Origin of the sequence: Paraburkholderia sp. RAU6.4a (genome assembly GCF_050435625.1) — a bacterium.
GTDB lineage: Bacteria > Pseudomonadota > Gammaproteobacteria > Burkholderiales > Burkholderiaceae > Paraburkholderia > Paraburkholderia tuberum.
In genome coordinates, this window is the sequence record NZ_JBNDKQ010000002.1 from 3939938 (window position 1) to 3957535 (window position 17598).

Here is a 17598-nt window from a genome sequence, read left to right on the forward strand (position 1 = left end):
AGTGACCGTGCGCCGATCGGAATTCGAGTGTACGGTTAAGTATCGGTGCGGTGACGCGACCTGTTGCCGGACATCCGGAATGTAGCGAAGGAGTTCCCGATCCCATGAATGTCGTCAAAGAGTTTCGTACCCGGTCATTCCGAGACGTGTCCCACGCATTGCTCGACCGCGAGGAGATCGCGCTTGTCGACGTGCGTGAGGAAGATCCGCACGCGCGCAGTCATCCGTTGTTCGCCGCCAATCTGCCGCTGTCGCGGCTCGAACTCGACGCGCCGCTGCGGCTGCCTCGCCCGGCCGTGCCGATCGTCGTGTTCGATGCCGGCGAAGGCCTCGCGAGGCGTGCGGCCGAGCGCTTCGCCGAACTCGGCTATACCAACGTCGCCTTGCTCGAGGGCGGCCTGCAAGGCTGGCGCGAAGCGGGCGGCGAGTTGTTCAAGGATGTCAACGTGCCGAGCAAGGCGTTCGGCGAACTGGTCGAAAGCGTGCGTCATACGCCGTCGCTGTCCGCGCAGCAGGTGCAGGCGCTGCTCGATCGCGAGGCCGATGTCGTGGTGCTCGACGCGCGCCGCTTCGACGAGTTTCAGATCATGAACATCCCCGGCAGCATCAGCGTGCCGGGCGCGGAGTTGGTGCTGCGCGCCCGGCAGCTCGCGCCGGATCCGGCCACGCGCATCATCGTCAATTGCGCGGGGCGCACGCGCAGCATCATCGGCGCGCAGTCGCTGATCAACGCGGGCGTGCCGAATCCGGTGGCCGCGCTGCGCAACGGCACGATGGGCTGGACGCTCGCCGGTCAACCGCTCGCGCACGGCAGCGCGCGGCGTGTCGAAGGCGCGGTCGACGACGCTTCCCGTCTGGCCGCGGCAGACGGCGCGCGCGCGCTTGCCGACCGGGCGCGCGTGCGCCGCACGTCGCGCGACGAAGCGCGCCGCTGGGCCGACGAAGCGATGCGTACCGTCTATCGCTTCGACGTTCGCAACCCCGAGGAATACGAGGCGGGCCATGTGCCCGGTTTTCGCAGCGCGCCGGGCGGCCAGCTCGTGCAGGAAACCGACCTGTTCGTGACGGTGCGCGGCGCGCGCGTGATCCTCGCGGACAGCGACGGTGTGCGCGCGAACATGACCGCATCGTGGCTCGCGCAGATGAACGTAGAGGTGTACGTGGTCGATGGCCTGACGGCGGCCGATTTCGCCGAGAAGGGCATGGCGCCGTTGGCGCGCAACGCGGTCACGCCGCCCGACGTCGACGACATCGCGCCGGCCGAGCTCGCCGCGCTGCTGCAGTCGACGGGAACCGTCGTGCTCGACTTCACGAGCAGCACGCACTATCTGAGGCGGCATATTCCGGGCGCGTGGTTCGTGATCCGCAGTCAGCTCGCCGACGCGCTGCGCACGCTGCCCGACGCGAAGCGCTATGTGCTCACGTGCGGCAGCGACGTGCTCGCGCGCTTCGTCGCGCCGGAGCTCGCCGCGGCGACCGGGCGGCCGGTGCAGGTGCTGCGCGGCGGCACGATCGCGTGGATCGACGCGGGCCTGCCCGTGGAGTCGGGCGGCACGCGGATGGCGTCGCCGCGGATCGATCGTTATCAGCGGCCGTATGAGGGCACCGAGAACGCGCGCGAAGCGATGAGCGCGTATCTGGAGTGGGAGCATGGGCTCGTCGCGCAACTCGCGCGCGACGGCACGCACGGCTTTCGTGTGATTTGATGGGCCGGCCATCCGGCGGCCGGCGATCCGGGGGCCGGCCATCCGGCGGCCGGCGATCCGGCGGCCGGCGATCCGGGGCCGGCCATCCGGCACCCCTCTTGCGCCACGCGAATCTTCTGCCGATTCGGTGTAAACGCGCTCTCGTCGAAAGCCTCCGATGCGTTTAGATTAGCGGCATCTGGAAGGCTTTTCGAGGGACCAGGGCGGCCATAAAAGGCAGCGGTTTGTCATTCGGCGATGGCGCAAGGTGAGTAGCCAAGGTTGCTCATCGCTTCGTCTGGAGCAGACCGCTGCGCGTCGTCCGCGGTGCTTCGCGCAAGGCGGCCAATGAGCCGCCGTCACTTCCGGTTGATCCTGTCGACCGACATGGCGACGCTGTACACAGCGTCGCCTTTTTGCTTTTGGCTTGCCCATCTCAGCCGACCTCAGCCGATCCATTAGCGCTGCGCGCAACACGTTGCTCGCGGTTTTCTCCGTGCGCGGTTATCCTTGTAGTACACACTACAGACCGGCCAGGCGCCGCGACGACAGATCCCACACCTCCGGACAGGAACCGAAGTGAGCCTCAAACCGCTGGGCGTCACGCTACTGATAGCGTGCTTTGCGCTGACCGGCTGCGACCAACAGCAGAGTGATCAAGCCGTGCAAAAACTCAAGGACTTTTTCAATGCCGTCAAACCGGACGCGTTGCTGCTCAAGAACATGACGCCGGGCGTCACGACCGAAGCGCAAATCCTCGCGCAGATGGGCAAGCCCGAGACCACGCGCACCTTCACCGACGGCTCGAAGCGCTTCGAATATCCGCGCGGCCCGCAAGGCCTGAACACCTACATGGTCGACATCGATCGCGACGGCAAGCTGCAGGCGATCACGCAGGTGCTGACCGCGGACAACTTCGCGCAGGTTCGCTCGGGCATGACCGAGGACGAGGTGCGGCGCTTGCTTGGCAAGCCTGGACAGGTGGCGGTGTTTCCGCTGAAGCCGGAAACCGTGTGGAGCTGGAAATGGCGCGAGGGCGGCGTGACCGAAGAAGGCATCTTCAACGTTCACTTCGACCGGAACCAGAGGGTGTACACCACGTCACGCTCGGATGTGATCCGCGGGCGATAGGCGGGGGCAATGTCGATCAGAAGACGGCCGGATAAGCGGGCCGAAAAAGCGGGGTAGGCATGATACGTCGACGTCGATACAGCCGGATCGGGCTGGTGTTGGGGGGCGGCGCCGCGCGCGGCTGGGCGCATATCGGCGCGATTCGCGCGCTGCAAGACGCGGGCATCAGGCCCGACGTCGTGTGCGGCACGTCGATCGGCGCGCTGGTCGGCGCGGTCTATGCGAACGGCGATCTCGACTGGCTCGAGGAGTGGGTGTCGCGCCTCACGTGGCAGACCGTGGTGCGGCTGCTCGATCTGCGCATCTCGGGCGGCCTGCTTGGCGGGCGCAAGGTGATCCAGCTATTCGCCGACAAATTCGCCGGCTGCTCGATCGCGCAACTGCACATGCCGTTCGCGGCGGTCGCGACCGAACTCGACACGGGCCGTGAAATCTGGCTGCAGGACGGCAGCACGATCGACTCGGTGCGCGCGTCGATTGCGATTCCGGGCATCTTCACGCCGGTATGGCACAACGGCGTGTGGCTCGTCGACGGCGGGCTCAGCAATCCGGTGCCGGTGTCGGTCGCGCGGGGCATGCGCGCGGACTGCGTGATCGCGATCGATCTGAACAACGACATCCTGAACGGCCGCGATTTCGGCGGCCCGGTCATTCAAACGCCCGCACTCGATCCCACCGCACCGCCGCCCGTCGCGCTGCGCCGCAACGGCAAGCCATGGCCGCGCTGGCTCGCGCCGGCGGAGGCGAGCGCCACCGACGACGTGCGCGTGCCGCCGAAGCCAAGCGCGCAGGTGCCGTCGATGCTGAGCTCGATCGCGCAAAGCATCGACATCATGCAAGTGCGCATCACGCGCAGCCGGCTCGCTGGCGAACCGGCCGATATCCTGATCCAGCCGCGTCTCGGCGGCATGGGCATCTTCGATTTTCATCGCGCGGCGCCAGCCATCGAGGAAGGGCGCGAGGCGGTCGAGCAGATGCTGCCGGCGATTCGCGCGCGGCTCGGGCTCGACTGAGCGCGAGCTGTCAGGCGTCGGAGCCGGCGTGGACGCGCTGATGCAATGGCGCGACGCGATCGGGCGGTGCCACCGCTGTCGGCGCGGCCTATCGAAAAAGCGACCCGAAACTTGCGAAATCGCCGCACGGCCAGGCGCGCGCGGCGAGCCCGACAACACGATAACCCCCGTGAAACCAAGCGCTACGAGCGTTCCCTCGTGCGTCGAAGTGTCATGTTGCGTCGCAGCAAACCACCCGCTGGGTATTTGAGAAATTGATTTCAGCTTGCGAGACTCCGCGCCATGCCGGAGCAGCGAGCAGCCCATGAAGCCGCCGCCATCCGCGCCAATTCTACGAACCTGGATGGAGACACGCGTGTTCCTATACGGCTTTGGTCCCGTGCTGCTCGCCGGCACGCTCCAGACGATCGAGCTGTCCGTTCTGTCGCTGGCGGCCGCTGTGTTGCTCGGCCTCGCGGGCGCGGCGGCGAAACTCTCGTTCAACCGGCCCTTGCGGGTCGTCGCGACCGGCTACACGACGCTGATCCGCTCGGTGCCCGACCTCGTGCTGATGCTGCTGCTGTTCTACAGCATCCAGATCTGGCTCAATGATCTGACCGACATGTTCAGCATCGAGCAGATCGACATCGATCCGTTCGTGGCCGGCGTGCTGACGCTCGGTTTCATCTACGGCGCGTATTTCACCGAGACGTTTCGCGGCGCCTTTCTCGCGGTGCCGCGCGGCCAGCTCGAAGCGGGCAGCGCGTACGGCATGAGCGGCGTGCGCGTGTTCACGCGCATCCTGTTCCCGCAGATGATGCGCTTCGCGCTGCCCGGCATCGGCAACAACTGGCAGGTGCTCGTGAAGGCCACCGCGCTCGTGTCGATCATCGGTCTCGCCGACGTCGTCAAGGCTGCGCAGGACGCGGGCAAAAGCACCTTCAACATGTTCTTCTTCATTCTCGTCGCCGCGCTGATCTATCTGGCGATCACCACCGTATCGAACCTCGTGCTGATCTGGCTGAACCGCCGCTATTCGATCGGCGTGCGACACGCGGAGCTCTGAGCGTCATGATCGACATTCTCAATCAATTCTGGAAGGCGTATCTGTTCTGGGACGGGCAACGCCTGTCGGGTCTTGCGGTGACGCTGTGGCTGCTGGTCGCGTCGATCGCGATCGGCTTCGTGTGCGCCGTGCCGCTCGCGGTTGCGCGCGTGTCGAAGAAGCGCTGGCTGTCGACGCCGGTACGTCTGTACACCTACGTATTTCGCGGCACGCCGCTCTACGTCCAGCTGCTGTTGATCTACACCGGCGTGTACAGTCTCGCGTTCGTGCGCTCGCACAGTCTGCTCGACGCGTTCTTTCGCAGCGGCTTTCACTGTGCGATCCTCGCATTCGCCTTGAACACCTGCGCGTACACGACCGAGATTTTCGCGGGCGCGATCCGCTCGACCTCGCACGGCGAAGTCGAGGCGGCGCGTGCCTACGGCATGAGCGCGTTCACGATGTACCGGCGCATTGTGATACCGTCCGCGCTGCGCCGCGCGTTGCCGTTGTACAGTAACGAAGTGATCCTGATGCTGCACGCGACGACGGTCGCGTTCACGGCCACGGTGCCCGACATCCTGAAGGTCGCGCGCGACGCGAACTCGGCGACCTACCAGTCGTTCAACGCGTTCGGGCTCGCGGCGCTGATTTATCTCGTGGTGTCGTTCGCGCTCGTCGCGCTGTTCCGGCGCGCCGAGCGTCGCTGGCTCGCGCATCTCGCGGTGCGCACGCACTGAGCGCGCGTTGACGACATAGCATCGGGCGCCTCGAGCTTCGGCAGGGCGGCGTCCGCACCAGACCGATCCGTATTCTCACAGGGAGAGCATCTTGCTCCATACCACTCAAACCGAAGCTTGCAAGCTCGCCGTACAGGACATCCACAAGCGCTACGGCGACAACGAAGTGCTCAAGGGCGTGTCGCTCAACGCGAACAAGGGCGACGTGATCAGCATCATCGGCGCGAGCGGCTCGGGCAAGAGCACTTTCCTGCGTTGCATCAATTTTCTCGAGCGTCCGAACGCCGGGCAGATCATCGTCGACGGCGAAGCGGTCAAGACGAAGACCGATCGCGCCGGCAATCTCGAAGTCGCCGATCACAAGCAGCTGCAGCGCATCCGCACGAAGCTCGCGATGGTGTTCCAGCACTTCAACCTGTGGGCGCACATGAACGTGCTCGAGAACGTGATCGAAGCGCCGATTCATGTGCTCGGTCTGAAGCGCAAGGAGGCCGAGGACCGGGCGCGCGAGTATCTGGAGAAGGTCGGGCTCGCGCCGCGTCTCGAGAAGCAGTATCCGTCGCATCTGTCAGGCGGCCAGCAGCAGCGTGTCGCGATCGCGCGCGCGCTCGCGATGGACCCGGACGTGATGCTGTTCGACGAACCGACCTCCGCGCTCGACCCCGAACTGGTCGGCGAAGTGCTGAAGGTGATGCAGAAGCTCGCCGACGAAGGCCGCACGATGATCGTCGTCACGCACGAAATGGGCTTCGCGCGCAATGTGTCGAACCATGTGATGTTCCTGCACCAGGGCCGTACCGAGGAGGAGGGCAATCCCGCCGAGGTGCTGAGCGCGCCGCGCAGCGAGCGCCTGAAGCAGTTCCTGTCCGGCAGCCTGAAGTAACGCGCGGCTCGCTTTTCACGGACACCCGATGGCCCGCACGTCCAGCCCGGCTCGCACGACCCAGGTCGTGATCGTGGCACTGCCGCCCGTGTCGATGTCGGGCGTCGGGCCGATCGTCGACGCGCTCAGTCTCGCCAATGAAATCGACGGCCGTGCGCTGTATCGCGTGCAGGTATGTTCGTGGGACGGCCGCGCGGTGCCGCTCGCGGGCGGCGCGCAATGGCCGGCCGATGCCGCGTTCGGCGACGCGATCGCGTGTGACTGGCTGATCATCGTCAGCGAGCGGTTCCAGCAGTTCGCCGACTACCGGCTGTTTCTCGCGAGCCTCGCGCGCGTCGGTCAGCGCACGCCGCTCGTCACCGGTATCCACCACGGCGTGTGGTGGCTCGCGATGGCGGGGCAGCTGTCCGGCTATCGCGTCAGCGTGAACTGGGAAACCTATCAGCAGTTCTCCGAACAGTTCGAACGCTCGATCGTCACGCAGCAGATCTTCGAAATCGATCGCGATCGCGCGACCTGCGCGGGCGGCCAGGCGACCGTCGACTTCATGCTCGCGATGATCGGCCGCGAGCACGGGCCCGAACTCGCGGAGCGCATCGCCGATACGCTCGGCGTAGGCGTGCTGCGCGCGGGCGAGGAGCGTCAGCGCATTCCGTTCGTGACCGCGCCGGGCGAGCGTCACCCGCGCCTGAACGACGCGCTGCTGCTGATGGAAGCCAATATCGAGGACCCGCTGACCACCGATGAAATCGCCGGCTTCGTCGGCGTCTCGCGGCGGCAGCTCGAGCGCCTGTTTCGCCAGTATCTCGGCTCGATGCCGTCCAAATACTATCTGGGGCTGCGGCTGTCGAAGGCGCGCACGCAATTGCAGCGCACCAGCAAATCCGTCGTGCAGATCAGCCTCGCATGCGGGTTTGCGTCGGCGGCGCACTTTTCGAATGCGTATCGGGAGCGCTTCGGCGTCACCCCGCGCGAGGATCGCCGCAACTGGATCGACCGCCAGACCGGCGCGCACGGCGGCGCGAGCGAGCCGCGGCCGGCGGCGCTGATCGAGCGGCCCGAGCTCGATTGACGCAAGCCATCTGAAAGCGAAACCGCGGCAAGTTCAGCGCAAAGCTCGACAGCCGCGACGCGCGGAACCTCATAGAAAGCGTCGCGTATGCGCAAGACGTGCCGCGCGCGGTTTCCTACACTAGCTGTATTACCTGTCACCCGTAAAAGGAATTGCCATGAACGACCTGACTGTGACACGCCAGACCTTCGACGAAGTCATGGTGCCGGTGTTTGCCCCCGCCGCCTTCGTACCGGATCGCGGTCTCGGCTCGCGCGTGTGGGACACGCAAGGCCGAGACTACATCGACTTCGCCGGCGGCATTGCCGTCACCGCGCTCGGTCATGCGCATCCCGAGCTGCTGAAGGTATTGCATGAGCAGGGCGGCAAGCTGTGGCACATCGGCAATGGCTACACGAACGAGCCGGTGCTGCGCCTCGCGAAGCGCCTCGAAAGCCTCACGTTCGCCGACCGCGCGTTCTTCGCGAATTCGGGCGCCGAGGCGAACGAGGCCGCGCTGAAGCTCGCGCGCCGCGTCGCGTTCGACCGTCACGGCGCGCAGAAAGATGAAATCATTTCGTTCGCGCAGTCGTTCCACGGCCGCACGCTGTTCACCGTCAGCGTCGGTGGCCAGCCGAAGTACTCGGAAGGCTTCGGCCCGGTGCCGGCCGGCATCACGCATCTGCCGTACAACGACATCGAAGCGGCGAAGAAGGCGATCGGCGCGCAGACCTGCGCGGTGATCGTCGAGCCGATCCAGGGCGAGGGCGGCGTGATCCCGGCCGATCCGGCGTTCCTGAAGGCGCTGCGCGAAGCGTGCGACCAGCACAACGCGCTGCTGATTTTCGATGAAGTGCAAACCGGCGTGGGCCGCAGCGGCTTCTTCTACGCGTACGAGGACACCGGCGTGACGCCGGACATCCTGACCACCGCGAAGGCGCTCGGCAACGGCTTCCCGATCGGCGCGATGCTGACCACCAAAGAGCTCGCCGCGCACTTCAAGGTCGGCGTGCACGGCACGACTTACGGCGGCAATCCGCTCGGCTCGGCGATCGCGGAAAAAGTGGTCGAACTCGTCAGCGACCCGAAGCTGCTCGAAGGCGTACGCTCGCGCAGCGAAGTGCTGAAGGGTCATCTCGCGAAACTGAACGAGCGCTTCGGGCTATTTACCGAAGTGCGTGGCAAGGGTCTCCTGATCGGCGCCGAACTGAACGACACGTTCCGGGGCCGCGCGAAGGACTTCGTCACCGCGGCCGGCCAGCACGGCGTGATCATGCTGATGGCGGGTCCTGACGTGCTGCGCTTCGTGCCGTCGCTGATCATGCCGCTCGACGACATGGCCGCAGGCTTCGCGCGCCTCGAGACGGCCTTCGGCGAACTCGTCGGCGCGAACGCGCAGGCGGCGTCGCATTGATGTTCAGGCAGTCCCGCACGTCCACGCTGATGCAGCGGATCATGCGTCACATTCAACAGGAACGATGATGCTCTTCGTACGTCCAGGCCGCCTTGCCGATCTCGATGCGCTCGAGCATATGGCGCGCACCGCGCAGCCGGTGCTGCATTCCCTGCCGCACGACCGGCGCGCGCTCGAAGCGCGGGTCGCGTTGTCGGAAGACTCGTTTCGCGCGGAGGTCGATTTTCCGGGCGAGGAGTTTTATCTGTTCGTGCTCGAAGACTCGGAGACCGGCAAGCTGATGGGCACCGCGAGCATCGTCGCGGCGGCCGGGTACGCGGACCCGTTCTACGTGTTTCGCAACGACGCGCTGATTCATGCGTCGCGCGAACTGCATGTGAATCGCAAGATTCACGCGCTGACGATGTCGCACGAGCTGACCGGCAAGAGCCGGCTCGCGGGCTACTACATCGACCCGTCGCTGCGCGGCGACGCGGCCGCGCAACTGATCTCGCGCGCGCGGATGATGTACATCGCCGCGAATCGCAAGCGCTTCACGCCCGAGGTGTTCTCGCTGCTGCTCGGCGTGACCGACGAAAACGGTGTATCGCCGTTCTGGGAAGCGGTGGGGCGCAAGTTTTTCGGCCGCAATTTCGCCGACATCGAAGTCGAATCGGGCGGCCGCAGCCGCACCTTCATCGCCGAAGTGATGCCGACCTATCCCGTGTATGTGCCGCTGTTGCCCGAAGCGGCGCAGCGCGTGCTCGGCGAGCCGGACGCGAACGCGCTGCTCGCGTATGAGATTCATCTCGAGGAAGGCTTCGAGACCGATCGCTACGTCGATATCTTCGACGCGGGTCCGGTACTGACCGCGCAGGTGGATCGCAGTGTCAGCGTCAAGCACAACGAAACGCGCGTCGTGCGCGAGGCATCCGCGACGCACGGCGCAACGTACCTGATCGCGCACAACGGCGCCGCCGGCGAGTTCCGTTGCGTGCTCGGCGATCTCGCGCCCGGCAAGGAATCGGGCGCCGGGTTGTCACAGGCGGCGCGCGCCGCGCTCGGCGTACGGGAAGGCGACGCGGTGCGCTGCGTGCCGCTGCATCAGCCGCAGGATGAACAATCGGGAGACGCGCAATGATCGTCGTTCGCGTAGTACAACGAGGCGATGTGGATGCGCTGATGCGGCTCGCGCAGGAAACCGGGCCGGGCCTGACCACCTTCAAACCGGATCGCGATGCGCTCGCGGCGCGTGTCGAGCGCGCGCGCCGCACGATGGAAGATCAGGCCGCGCCGCACGAGGCCGGTTATTTCTTCGTGATGGAAGACACCGCGACCGGCGACGTGGCCGGCGTCTGCGGTATCGAAACGGCGGTGGGTCTGCAGCAGCCGTTCTACAACTATCGCGTGAGCACGGTCGTGCACGCGAGCCAGGATCTCGGCATCTGGACGCGCATGCACGCGCTGAACATCTCGCACGACCTCACCGGTTATGCGGAAGTGTGCTCGCTGTTCCTGAGCCCGCGTTATCGCACGAGCGGCGTCGGCGGCTTGCTGTCGCGCTCGCGCTTCATGTTTCTCGCGCAGTTTCGCGAGCGTTTTCCGCAGCGTCTGTGCGCGGAGCTGCGCGGCCATTTCGACGAGCAGGGCACGTCGCCGTTCTGGCGCGCGGTCGGCTCGCATTTTTACCAGATCGATTTCAACGCGGCCGACTATTTGAGCTCGCACGGCCGCAAGGCGTTTCTCGCCGAGCTGATGCCGCGCTATCCGGTGTACGTCGAACTTTTGCCGGAAGAGGCGCAGCGCTGCGTCGGCCTCACGCATAACGACACGATTCCCGCGCGCCGCATGCTCGAAGCCGAAGGGCTGCGCTATGAGAATCACGTCGATATTTTCGACGCGGGTCCGGTGCTCGAATGCCATATCGCCGATTTGCGCACGGTGCGCGAAAGCGTGCTGGTGGCGGCTGAAATTGGCGAGGCAGCAGAGCAAGCCGCGCAGGACGGGCCGAAGTCGATGGTATCGAATACATCGCTCGGCGATTTTCGCGTAGGCGTCGTGGCGGGCGTGCCGCGCAACGGTGTGTGCCGCCTGAGCGCGGCCGAGGCCGACGCGCTGCGCGTGCAGGCAGGCGATCCGCTGCGGGTGCTGCCGTTGAAACACAAACAAGGATGATCATGAGCGAGCTTTTCATCGACGGCGAATGGGCCGCCGGCACAGGACCCGTATTCGCATCGCGCAATCCCGGCACGGGCGTGGTGGTGTGGCAAGGCAACAGCGCGTCGGCGGACGACGTCGATCGCGCGGTACGTAGCGCGCGCCGCGCGTTCGCCGCATGGTCGGCGCTGACGCTCGACGAGCGCTGCGCGGTGGTGCGCCGCTTCGCCGCGCTCGTGACAGAGCGCAAGGAAGCGCTCGCCGAAGCGATCGGCCGCGAGACCGGCAAGCCGCTGTGGGAAGCGCGCACCGAAGCGGCCTCGATGGCCGCGAAGGTCGAGATCTCGATTCAGTCCTACAACGAACGCACCGGCGAAAAGCGCTCGGCGATGGCCGACGGCACCGCGGTGCTGCGGCATCGTCCGCATGGCGTGGTGGCGGTGTTCGGGCCGTACAACTTCCCGGGCCATCTGCCGAACGGGCATATCGTGCCCGCGCTGATCGCCGGTAATGCGGTCGTGTTCAAGCCGTCCGAACTCGCGCCCGGCGTCGCGGCGCTGACCGTGCAGATCTGGCGCGATGCGGGGCTGCCTGCCGGCGTGCTGAATCTCGTACAGGGTGAGAAGGAGACCGGCATCGCGCTCGCGAATCACCGGCAGATCGACGGACTGTTCTTCACCGGTAGTTCGGATACCGGAACATTGCTGCACAAACAGTTCGGCGGACGGCCGGAGATCGTGCTCGCGCTCGAAATGGGCGGCAACAATCCGCTCGTGATCGGCCCCGTCGCGGACCTCGACGCCGCCGTGCACCACACGATTCAATCGGCGTTTCTGTCGGCGGGGCAGCGCTGCACGTGCGCGCGCCGCATCTTCGTGCCCGACGATGCGTTCGGCGAGCGCTTCCTCGCGCGCCTGACGGAAGTGACCGCGCGCATCGGCGTCGGTGAATACAACGCGAAGCCGCAGCCGTTCATGGGCGCCGTGGTGTCGGCGCGCGCGGCCTCGCGTTTGATCGGCGCGCAGGAGCGTCTGCTCGCGAGCGGCGCGAAGGCTCTGCTGAAAATGGAGCAGCGCGATCCGCAGCTCGGCTTCGTCACGCCCGCGATTCTCGACGTGACCGACGTAAAGGACCTGCCCGACGAGGAGCACTTCGGTCCGCTCGCGCAGATCATCCGCTACCGCAATTTCGACGACGCGCTCGAACGGGCGAACGATACGGAGTTCGGTCTCTCGGCGGGCCTGCTCGCCGACGACGAAGCGCTGTGGACGCATTTCCAGCGCACGATTCGCGCGGGCATCGTCAACTGGAACCGGCCGACCAATGGCGCTTCTTCAGGGGCGCCGTTCGGCGGGCCGGGCCGCTCCGGCAATCATCGGCCGAGCGCGTACTATGCGGCCGACTACTGCGCATACCCAATGGCCTCGGTCGAGAGCGCGCAACTGAACATGCCCGCGAGCGTCTCGCCGGGCCTCCAATTCTAAGGATCGACGATGCTGCAAGCCACTGAAGCCAATTTCGACGGCCTGGTCGGCCCGACTCACAACTACGCGGGCTTGTCGTTCGGCAACGTCGCGTCGCAGAACAACGAGAAGTCGGTCGCGAATCCGAAGGCCGCCGCGCGCCAGGGTCTGCGCAAGATGAAGCAGTTGGCGGATCTCGGCTTTCATCAGGGCGTGCTGCCGCCGCAGGAGCGTCCGTCGATGCGTCTGTTGCGCGAGCTCGGTTTTTCCGGCGACGATGCTTCGGTGATCGCGCGCGTCGCGAACAACGCGCCCGAACTGCTCGCGGCGGCGAGTTCGGCCTCGGCGATGTGGACCGCGAACGCGGCGACGGTGAGCCCATCCGCGGATACGCACGACGGCCGCGTGCATTTCACGCCGGCCAATCTGTGCAGCAAGCTGCATCGCGCGATCGAACATGAGTCGACACGCCGCACGCTGCGCGCGATGTTCAGCGACGCCGACCGCTTCGTCGTGCACGAGGCGCTGCCCGGCACGCCCGCGCTCGGCGACGAGGGCGCGGCGAATCACACGCGCTTTTGCGAGCAATACAAGGCGCGCGGTGTCGAATTCTTCGTGTATGGCCGCAGCGAGTATCGTCGCGGGCCGGAACCGAAGCGCTATCCGGCGCGCCAGACGTTCGAGGCGAGCCGCGCGGTCGCGCATCGTCATGGCTTGCAGGAAGCGGCGACCGTGTACGCGCAGCAGAACCCTGAAGTGATCGACGCGGGCGTGTTCCATAACGACGTGATCGCGGTCGGCAATCGCAACACGCTGTTCTGCCATCAGTTCGCGTTCGTCGAGCAGCAGGCGGTGTACGACGAGCTGCGCGCGAAGCTCGCGAGCCTGCACGCGGGGTTCAACGTAATCGAAGTGCCCGACGCCCAGGTCAGCGTCGCCGATGCGGTGACGTCGTATCTGTTCAACAGCCAGCTGCTGACTCGGCCGGATGGCAAACAGGTGCTGGTCGTGCCGCAGGAATGCCGCGAAAATCCGCGCGTGGCCGCGTATCTGGATGAGCTGACTGCGCACAGCGGTCCGATCGACGAAGTGCTCGTGTTCGATCTGCGCGAGAGCATGAAGAACGGTGGCGGCCCCGCATGTCTGCGGCTGCGCGTCGTACTCGACGACACCGAACGCGCGGCGGTCGCGCCGGGTGTGTGGCTCGACGACACGCTGTTCGGCCGTCTCGATGCGTGGATCGAAAAGCACTACCGCGATCGTCTCGCACCCGCCGATCTCACCGATCCGAAGCTGCTGGTCGAGTCGCGCACTGCGCTCGATGAGCTGACGCAAATCCTCGCTCTGGGTTCGCTGTATGACTTCCAGCGCTGAGCACCCGATGGCGGTCCCGGGCGCGATGCTCGACGATTTTCTCGCGTGGACGCTCGCGGGGTCCCGGCCTGCCGCACATCAAGCGCAAGGCACGTGTGCGAACGGCGTGCGCTGGACGTGGCAGGGCGACGGTGTACTCGTCATCGAGCCCGCGGAGCAGCACGCGGACATCCGTAGCGTGCTCGTGTCGGCCGGCGTGCATGGCGACGAAACCGCGCCGATCGAACTGCTGTCGCGCATCGTCGCCGATATCGCGCAGGGCCGCGCCGTGCTTGCGTGCCGGTTGCTCGTGATTCTCGGCAACATCGAGGCGATGCGCGACGGCGGCCGCTATCGCGACGACGATCTGAACCGGCTGTTCAGCGGCCGTCATCTGCAACTGCCGCACAGTCATGAGGCGCCGCGCGCGGCCGCGCTCGAACAGGCCGCGACGCGCTTTTTCGCCGACGCGTCCGCCGCGCCCGGCGCGCGCTGGCATATCGACATGCATACGGCGATCCGCGCGTCGGTGTTCGAGCGCTTCGCGCTGTTGCCGCATACCGGCAAGCCGTTTTCGCGCGCGATGTTCGAATGGCTCGGCGACGCGCGTATCAGCGCGGTGCTGCTGCACACGACGAAGGGCAACACCTATTCGCACTTCACCGCGCAAGCGTGTGGCGCTGCTGCGTGCACGCTCGAACTCGGCAAGGTGCGGCCGTTCGGCGAGAACGACCTGACACGCTTCGAGGGCGCGGATCTCGCGGTGCGCGCGCTGCTGGCCGGCACGCGAGCCGACGCGCAAGCCGCTCTGCCGCGTGTGTTCACCGTCGTCGATCAGCTGACCAAGCAAAGCGACGCATTCGAGCTGCTGCTCGCGCCGGACGTGCCGAACTTCACGCCGCTCATAAAGGGCAGCTTGCTGGCGCGCGACGGCGACTATCAATACACGGTGCAGCGCGACGAAGAGCGCATCGTGTTTCCGAACCCGACGGTCAAGCCCGGCCTGCGCGCCGGTCTGCTCGTCGTCGACACCACCGCCGACACACTGTCCAGGCTTGTCTAGACAGGTTCCATGTACAATCGCGGGCTTCGCGGCTGTCGCATCCACGGGTCACGCCGGCCGCGCGAGTCCGAAGCGCGGCGGCGTAATCCGCCTGTGCGCGCGGAATCGGCTCCGTTTCAGTCCACACCGTAAAGGAACATCCGTAATGAAGAAGAATTGGCCCAACCTGGCCGCACTCGCGCTGTTCGCGACGGCGGTGTTGACGGCAGGCACCGCGTCGGCGGCTGAGATCAAGGAAGTGCGCTTCGGCGTCGAGGCGTCGTATGCGCCGTTCGAATCGAAGTCGCCCGCTGGCGAGCTGCAGGGCTTCGACATCGACGTCGGCAATGCCGTGTGCGCGAAGCTGAAGGCCAAATGCGTGTGGGTCGAGAACTCGTTCGACGGCCTGATCCCGGCGCTCGAAGCGCGCAAGTTCAGCGCGATCAACTCGGACATGACGATCACCGACCAGCGTCGCCAGGCGATCGACTTCACCGATCCGATCTACACGATCCCGAACCAGATGATCGCGAAGAAGGGCAGTGCTCTGCAGCCGACGCCCGCATCGCTGAAGGGCAAGCACGTCGGCGTGCTGCAGGGCACGATCCAGGAAACCTATGCGAAGGCGCGCTGGGCGCCGGCCGGGGTCGACGTCGTGCCCTATCAGACGCAGGACCAGATCTACGCGGACCTCGCGTCGGGCCGTCTCGATGCGTCGTTCCAGGACGCCGAAGCGGCATCGAAGGGCTTTCTGAAGAAGCCGCAGGGCGCGGGCTTCGAGTTCGCCGGTCCGGCCGTCAGCGACGACAAGCTGCTCGGCGCGGGTGTCGGCTACGGCGTGCGCAAGAACGACAAGGCACTGAAGGATGCGCTGAACGGCGCGTTGAAGGAGCTGAAGGCGGATGGCACGATCGACCGCCTCGCCGCCAAATACTTCGACGTGAAAGTCGTGCTGAAGTAACGATGCATCGAAGTGTGCAAAACGGCCGCGCGTTGCGGCCGTTTTGCTTTCTGCACGCGTGTCGCAAACGTTCAACAAATATTTCGAGATATTGCCTCGTAAGCCTGTTCGTGCCCAATGACGCTGCGATAAAATTGCGACGCACACTGCGCGCGCGACGGAGCTTGCAACGTCACAGAAACGCGCCAACGTGCAGCGAAAAACAGAACATAGCGGCCAGGCGCCAGCGGCGCCGAGCGGGGGACTGGAATGACCACCATCGCAATCGAGACTCTGAGCCACAGCGGCACGACCGACGACGCGTCGCTCGCCGCCAGCTACGCAAGGCAGCCCATTCTGAATCGGGACGGCATGCTGTGCGGCTATGAGATCAAGGTGCGTGCGCCCGAGCTGCCGCTCGCCGACGCGGACCTCACCGCCCCGCAAGCCAATACCGATCTCCCTCCCGAAACCGACGCGTTGCCGGGCCGCGCGCCCACGCCGGTGCAACGCGTCGCGCGCGCGATCGTGCGCGGGCTCGTGCAGGGCGACGTGCGCGGCGCGCTGACCGGCCATCCGGCCTACGTCGACGTGAGCCGCGAGCTGCTGCTCGACGACGCGATCCTGAGACTGCCGGCCGAGCGCTTCATGCTCGAGCTGCCTTCATCGCTCGAAGTCGACGACGCGTTGATCGCGCGTGTCGTGTATCTGCATGGCCGCCGCTACCGCTTCGCGCTCGACGACGTCACGCAGCCCAACGAGACTTTCGCGAAGCTGCTGCCGTACGCCGAAGTCGTCAAGATCGACGTCACGCGCACACCGCGCGCGCTGCTGCCGAAGCTCGCGAGCGTGCTGAAGTCGGCTGGCAAGCTGCTGCTCGCATCAGGTGTCGATGCGCAGGCCGACTTCGAAACGGTGCACGAGCTCGGCTTCGACCGCTTCCAGGGTTATTACTTCGCGCGCGCGCAAAGCTCGGCGACGCGCCGCGTCAGCGCGCCGCGCCACGCGCTGCTCAATCTGCTGCAACTGCTCGCGGGCGACCCGACGGTCGCGCAGCTCGAAGCCGAGCTGAAGCTGAACCCGGTGCTCGTCATGCATCTGATGAAGCTCGCGAATTCGAGCGGCCTCGCGGTCGGTCACAAGGTGACGACGCTGCGCGACGCGATCAACGCGACCGGCACCGACCGCATCGCGCGCTGGACTCAGCTGCTGCTCTACGCAGACGGCCGCAAGGTCGCGCTGGAGGACGATCCGCTGCTGCAACTCGCGGCCACGCGCGCGCGCTTCATGGAACTCGCGATCGAGCGCATGCCCGAGGCGGGCCGCGACGAAGCCGATGCGGCCTTCCTGACCGGTGTGTTTTCGTTCGTCGACGCGGTGTTCGGCGGCTCGCTCGAAAATACGCTGAACATCCTTACGCTGTCGCGACCGATCCAGGCCGCAATCCTGCATCGCGAGGGCAGCCTGGGTCTGCTGTTGAGCGCGGTCGAAGCGCTCGAAGGCGGCGCATGGGAGCGCGTCGCCACGCTATGCGAGCGTCTTGCTCCGTTGACCGTGGAAGAGGTCGCGCAGATGGGTCTCGCGGCCGGCGCATGGGCCGGCGTCGCGGATCGCAGCGCGGAAGGGCTCGAGCGGATCGACGATTGAGTGGGGTAAAAGCCCCGCACGGTGCCCGGATAAAATCGTTTTCGGGCAAACACGGAAAGGATCGAAGTGAAGCGGC

15 protein-coding genes are annotated in these 17598 nt (G+C 66.1%); all 15 read left to right on the forward strand.

The window, feature by feature from the left end; all coding sequences use genetic code 11:
* Nucleotides 1-104: 104 nt before the first annotated feature.
* The 15 genes from OKW40_RS23035 to OKW40_RS23105 all read left to right on the forward strand — a co-directional run bounded on the left by OKW40_RS23035 (nt 105) and on the right by OKW40_RS23105 (nt 17522).
* Nucleotides 105-1706 carry a rhodanese-related sulfurtransferase gene (locus OKW40_RS23035; RefSeq protein ID WP_429491661.1) on the forward strand — a complete coding sequence of 534 codons (1602 nt, stop codon included), beginning with the start codon at nt 105-107 and terminating at the stop codon, nt 1704-1706.
* A gap of 558 nt (nt 1707-2264) precedes the next feature.
* Nucleotides 2265-2816, forward strand: a complete 552-nt coding sequence (gene bamE / locus OKW40_RS23040) for an outer membrane protein assembly factor BamE domain-containing protein (protein ID WP_090803993.1) — start codon at nt 2265-2267, stop codon at nt 2814-2816.
* Nucleotides 2817-2875: 59 nt separating this feature from the next.
* Complete coding sequence (locus OKW40_RS23045) at nt 2876-3829, forward strand: patatin-like phospholipase family protein (RefSeq protein WP_184044233.1); 954 nt, start codon at nt 2876-2878, stop codon at nt 3827-3829.
* A 355-nt stretch (nt 3830-4184) separates the two neighbouring features.
* Nucleotides 4185-4874 carry an ABC transporter permease gene (locus OKW40_RS23050; protein WP_429363729.1) on the forward strand — a complete coding sequence of 230 codons (690 nt, stop codon included), beginning with the start codon at nt 4185-4187 and terminating at the stop codon, nt 4872-4874.
* A 5-nt stretch (nt 4875-4879) separates the two neighbouring features.
* Nucleotides 4880-5593 carry an ABC transporter permease gene (locus OKW40_RS23055; RefSeq protein WP_184044231.1) on the forward strand — a complete coding sequence of 238 codons (714 nt, stop codon included), beginning with the start codon at nt 4880-4882 and terminating at the stop codon, nt 5591-5593.
* A 91-nt stretch (nt 5594-5684) separates the two neighbouring features.
* Nucleotides 5685-6476: an ABC transporter ATP-binding protein gene (locus tag OKW40_RS23060; RefSeq protein ID WP_184032922.1), complete on the forward strand. Its 792-nt coding sequence runs from the start codon at nt 5685-5687 to the stop codon at nt 6474-6476.
* Between the two features lie 28 nt (nt 6477-6504).
* Entirely contained in the window at nt 6505-7548 is a 1044-nt protein-coding gene (locus OKW40_RS23065; RefSeq protein WP_429406633.1) for a GlxA family transcriptional regulator, read from the forward strand.
* A gap of 157 nt (nt 7549-7705) precedes the next feature.
* Entirely contained in the window at nt 7706-8941 is a 1236-nt protein-coding gene (locus tag OKW40_RS23070) for an aspartate aminotransferase family protein (protein WP_184062054.1), read from the forward strand.
* Nucleotides 8942-9008: 67 nt separating this feature from the next.
* A complete protein-coding gene (gene aruF / locus OKW40_RS23075; protein WP_429491664.1) occupies nt 9009-10061 on the forward strand; it encodes an arginine/ornithine succinyltransferase subunit alpha in 1053 nt (350 codons plus the stop codon).
* Nucleotides 10058-11095 (forward strand): arginine N-succinyltransferase, encoded by a 1038-nt coding sequence (gene astA / locus OKW40_RS23080; RefSeq protein WP_184008656.1) that lies wholly within the window; start codon nt 10058-10060, stop codon nt 11093-11095. The genes aruF and astA overlap by 4 nt, the downstream gene beginning before the upstream one ends.
* A 2-nt stretch (nt 11096-11097) precedes the next feature.
* Nucleotides 11098-12561, forward strand: a complete 1464-nt coding sequence (astD, locus tag OKW40_RS23085; protein ID WP_429491666.1) for a succinylglutamate-semialdehyde dehydrogenase — start codon at nt 11098-11100, stop codon at nt 12559-12561.
* Between the two features lie 12 nt (nt 12562-12573).
* Nucleotides 12574-13914: an N-succinylarginine dihydrolase gene (gene astB, locus OKW40_RS23090; protein WP_429492037.1), complete on the forward strand. Its 1341-nt coding sequence runs from the start codon at nt 12574-12576 to the stop codon at nt 13912-13914.
* The gene (gene astE / locus OKW40_RS23095) at nt 13898-14956 is read left to right on the forward strand and encodes a succinylglutamate desuccinylase (protein ID WP_429491668.1); all 1059 of its coding nucleotides are present in this window, start codon (nt 13898-13900) and stop codon (nt 14954-14956) included. The genes astB and astE overlap by 17 nt, the downstream gene beginning before the upstream one ends.
* Before the next feature lie 145 nt (nt 14957-15101).
* The gene (locus tag OKW40_RS23100) at nt 15102-15896 is read left to right on the forward strand and encodes an ABC transporter substrate-binding protein (RefSeq protein ID WP_176365738.1); all 795 of its coding nucleotides are present in this window, start codon (nt 15102-15104) and stop codon (nt 15894-15896) included.
* A gap of 249 nt (nt 15897-16145) precedes the next feature.
* The gene (locus tag OKW40_RS23105) at nt 16146-17522 is read left to right on the forward strand and encodes an EAL and HDOD domain-containing protein (RefSeq protein ID WP_429491670.1); all 1377 of its coding nucleotides are present in this window, start codon (nt 16146-16148) and stop codon (nt 17520-17522) included.
* Nucleotides 17523-17598: the final 76 nt, after the last annotated feature.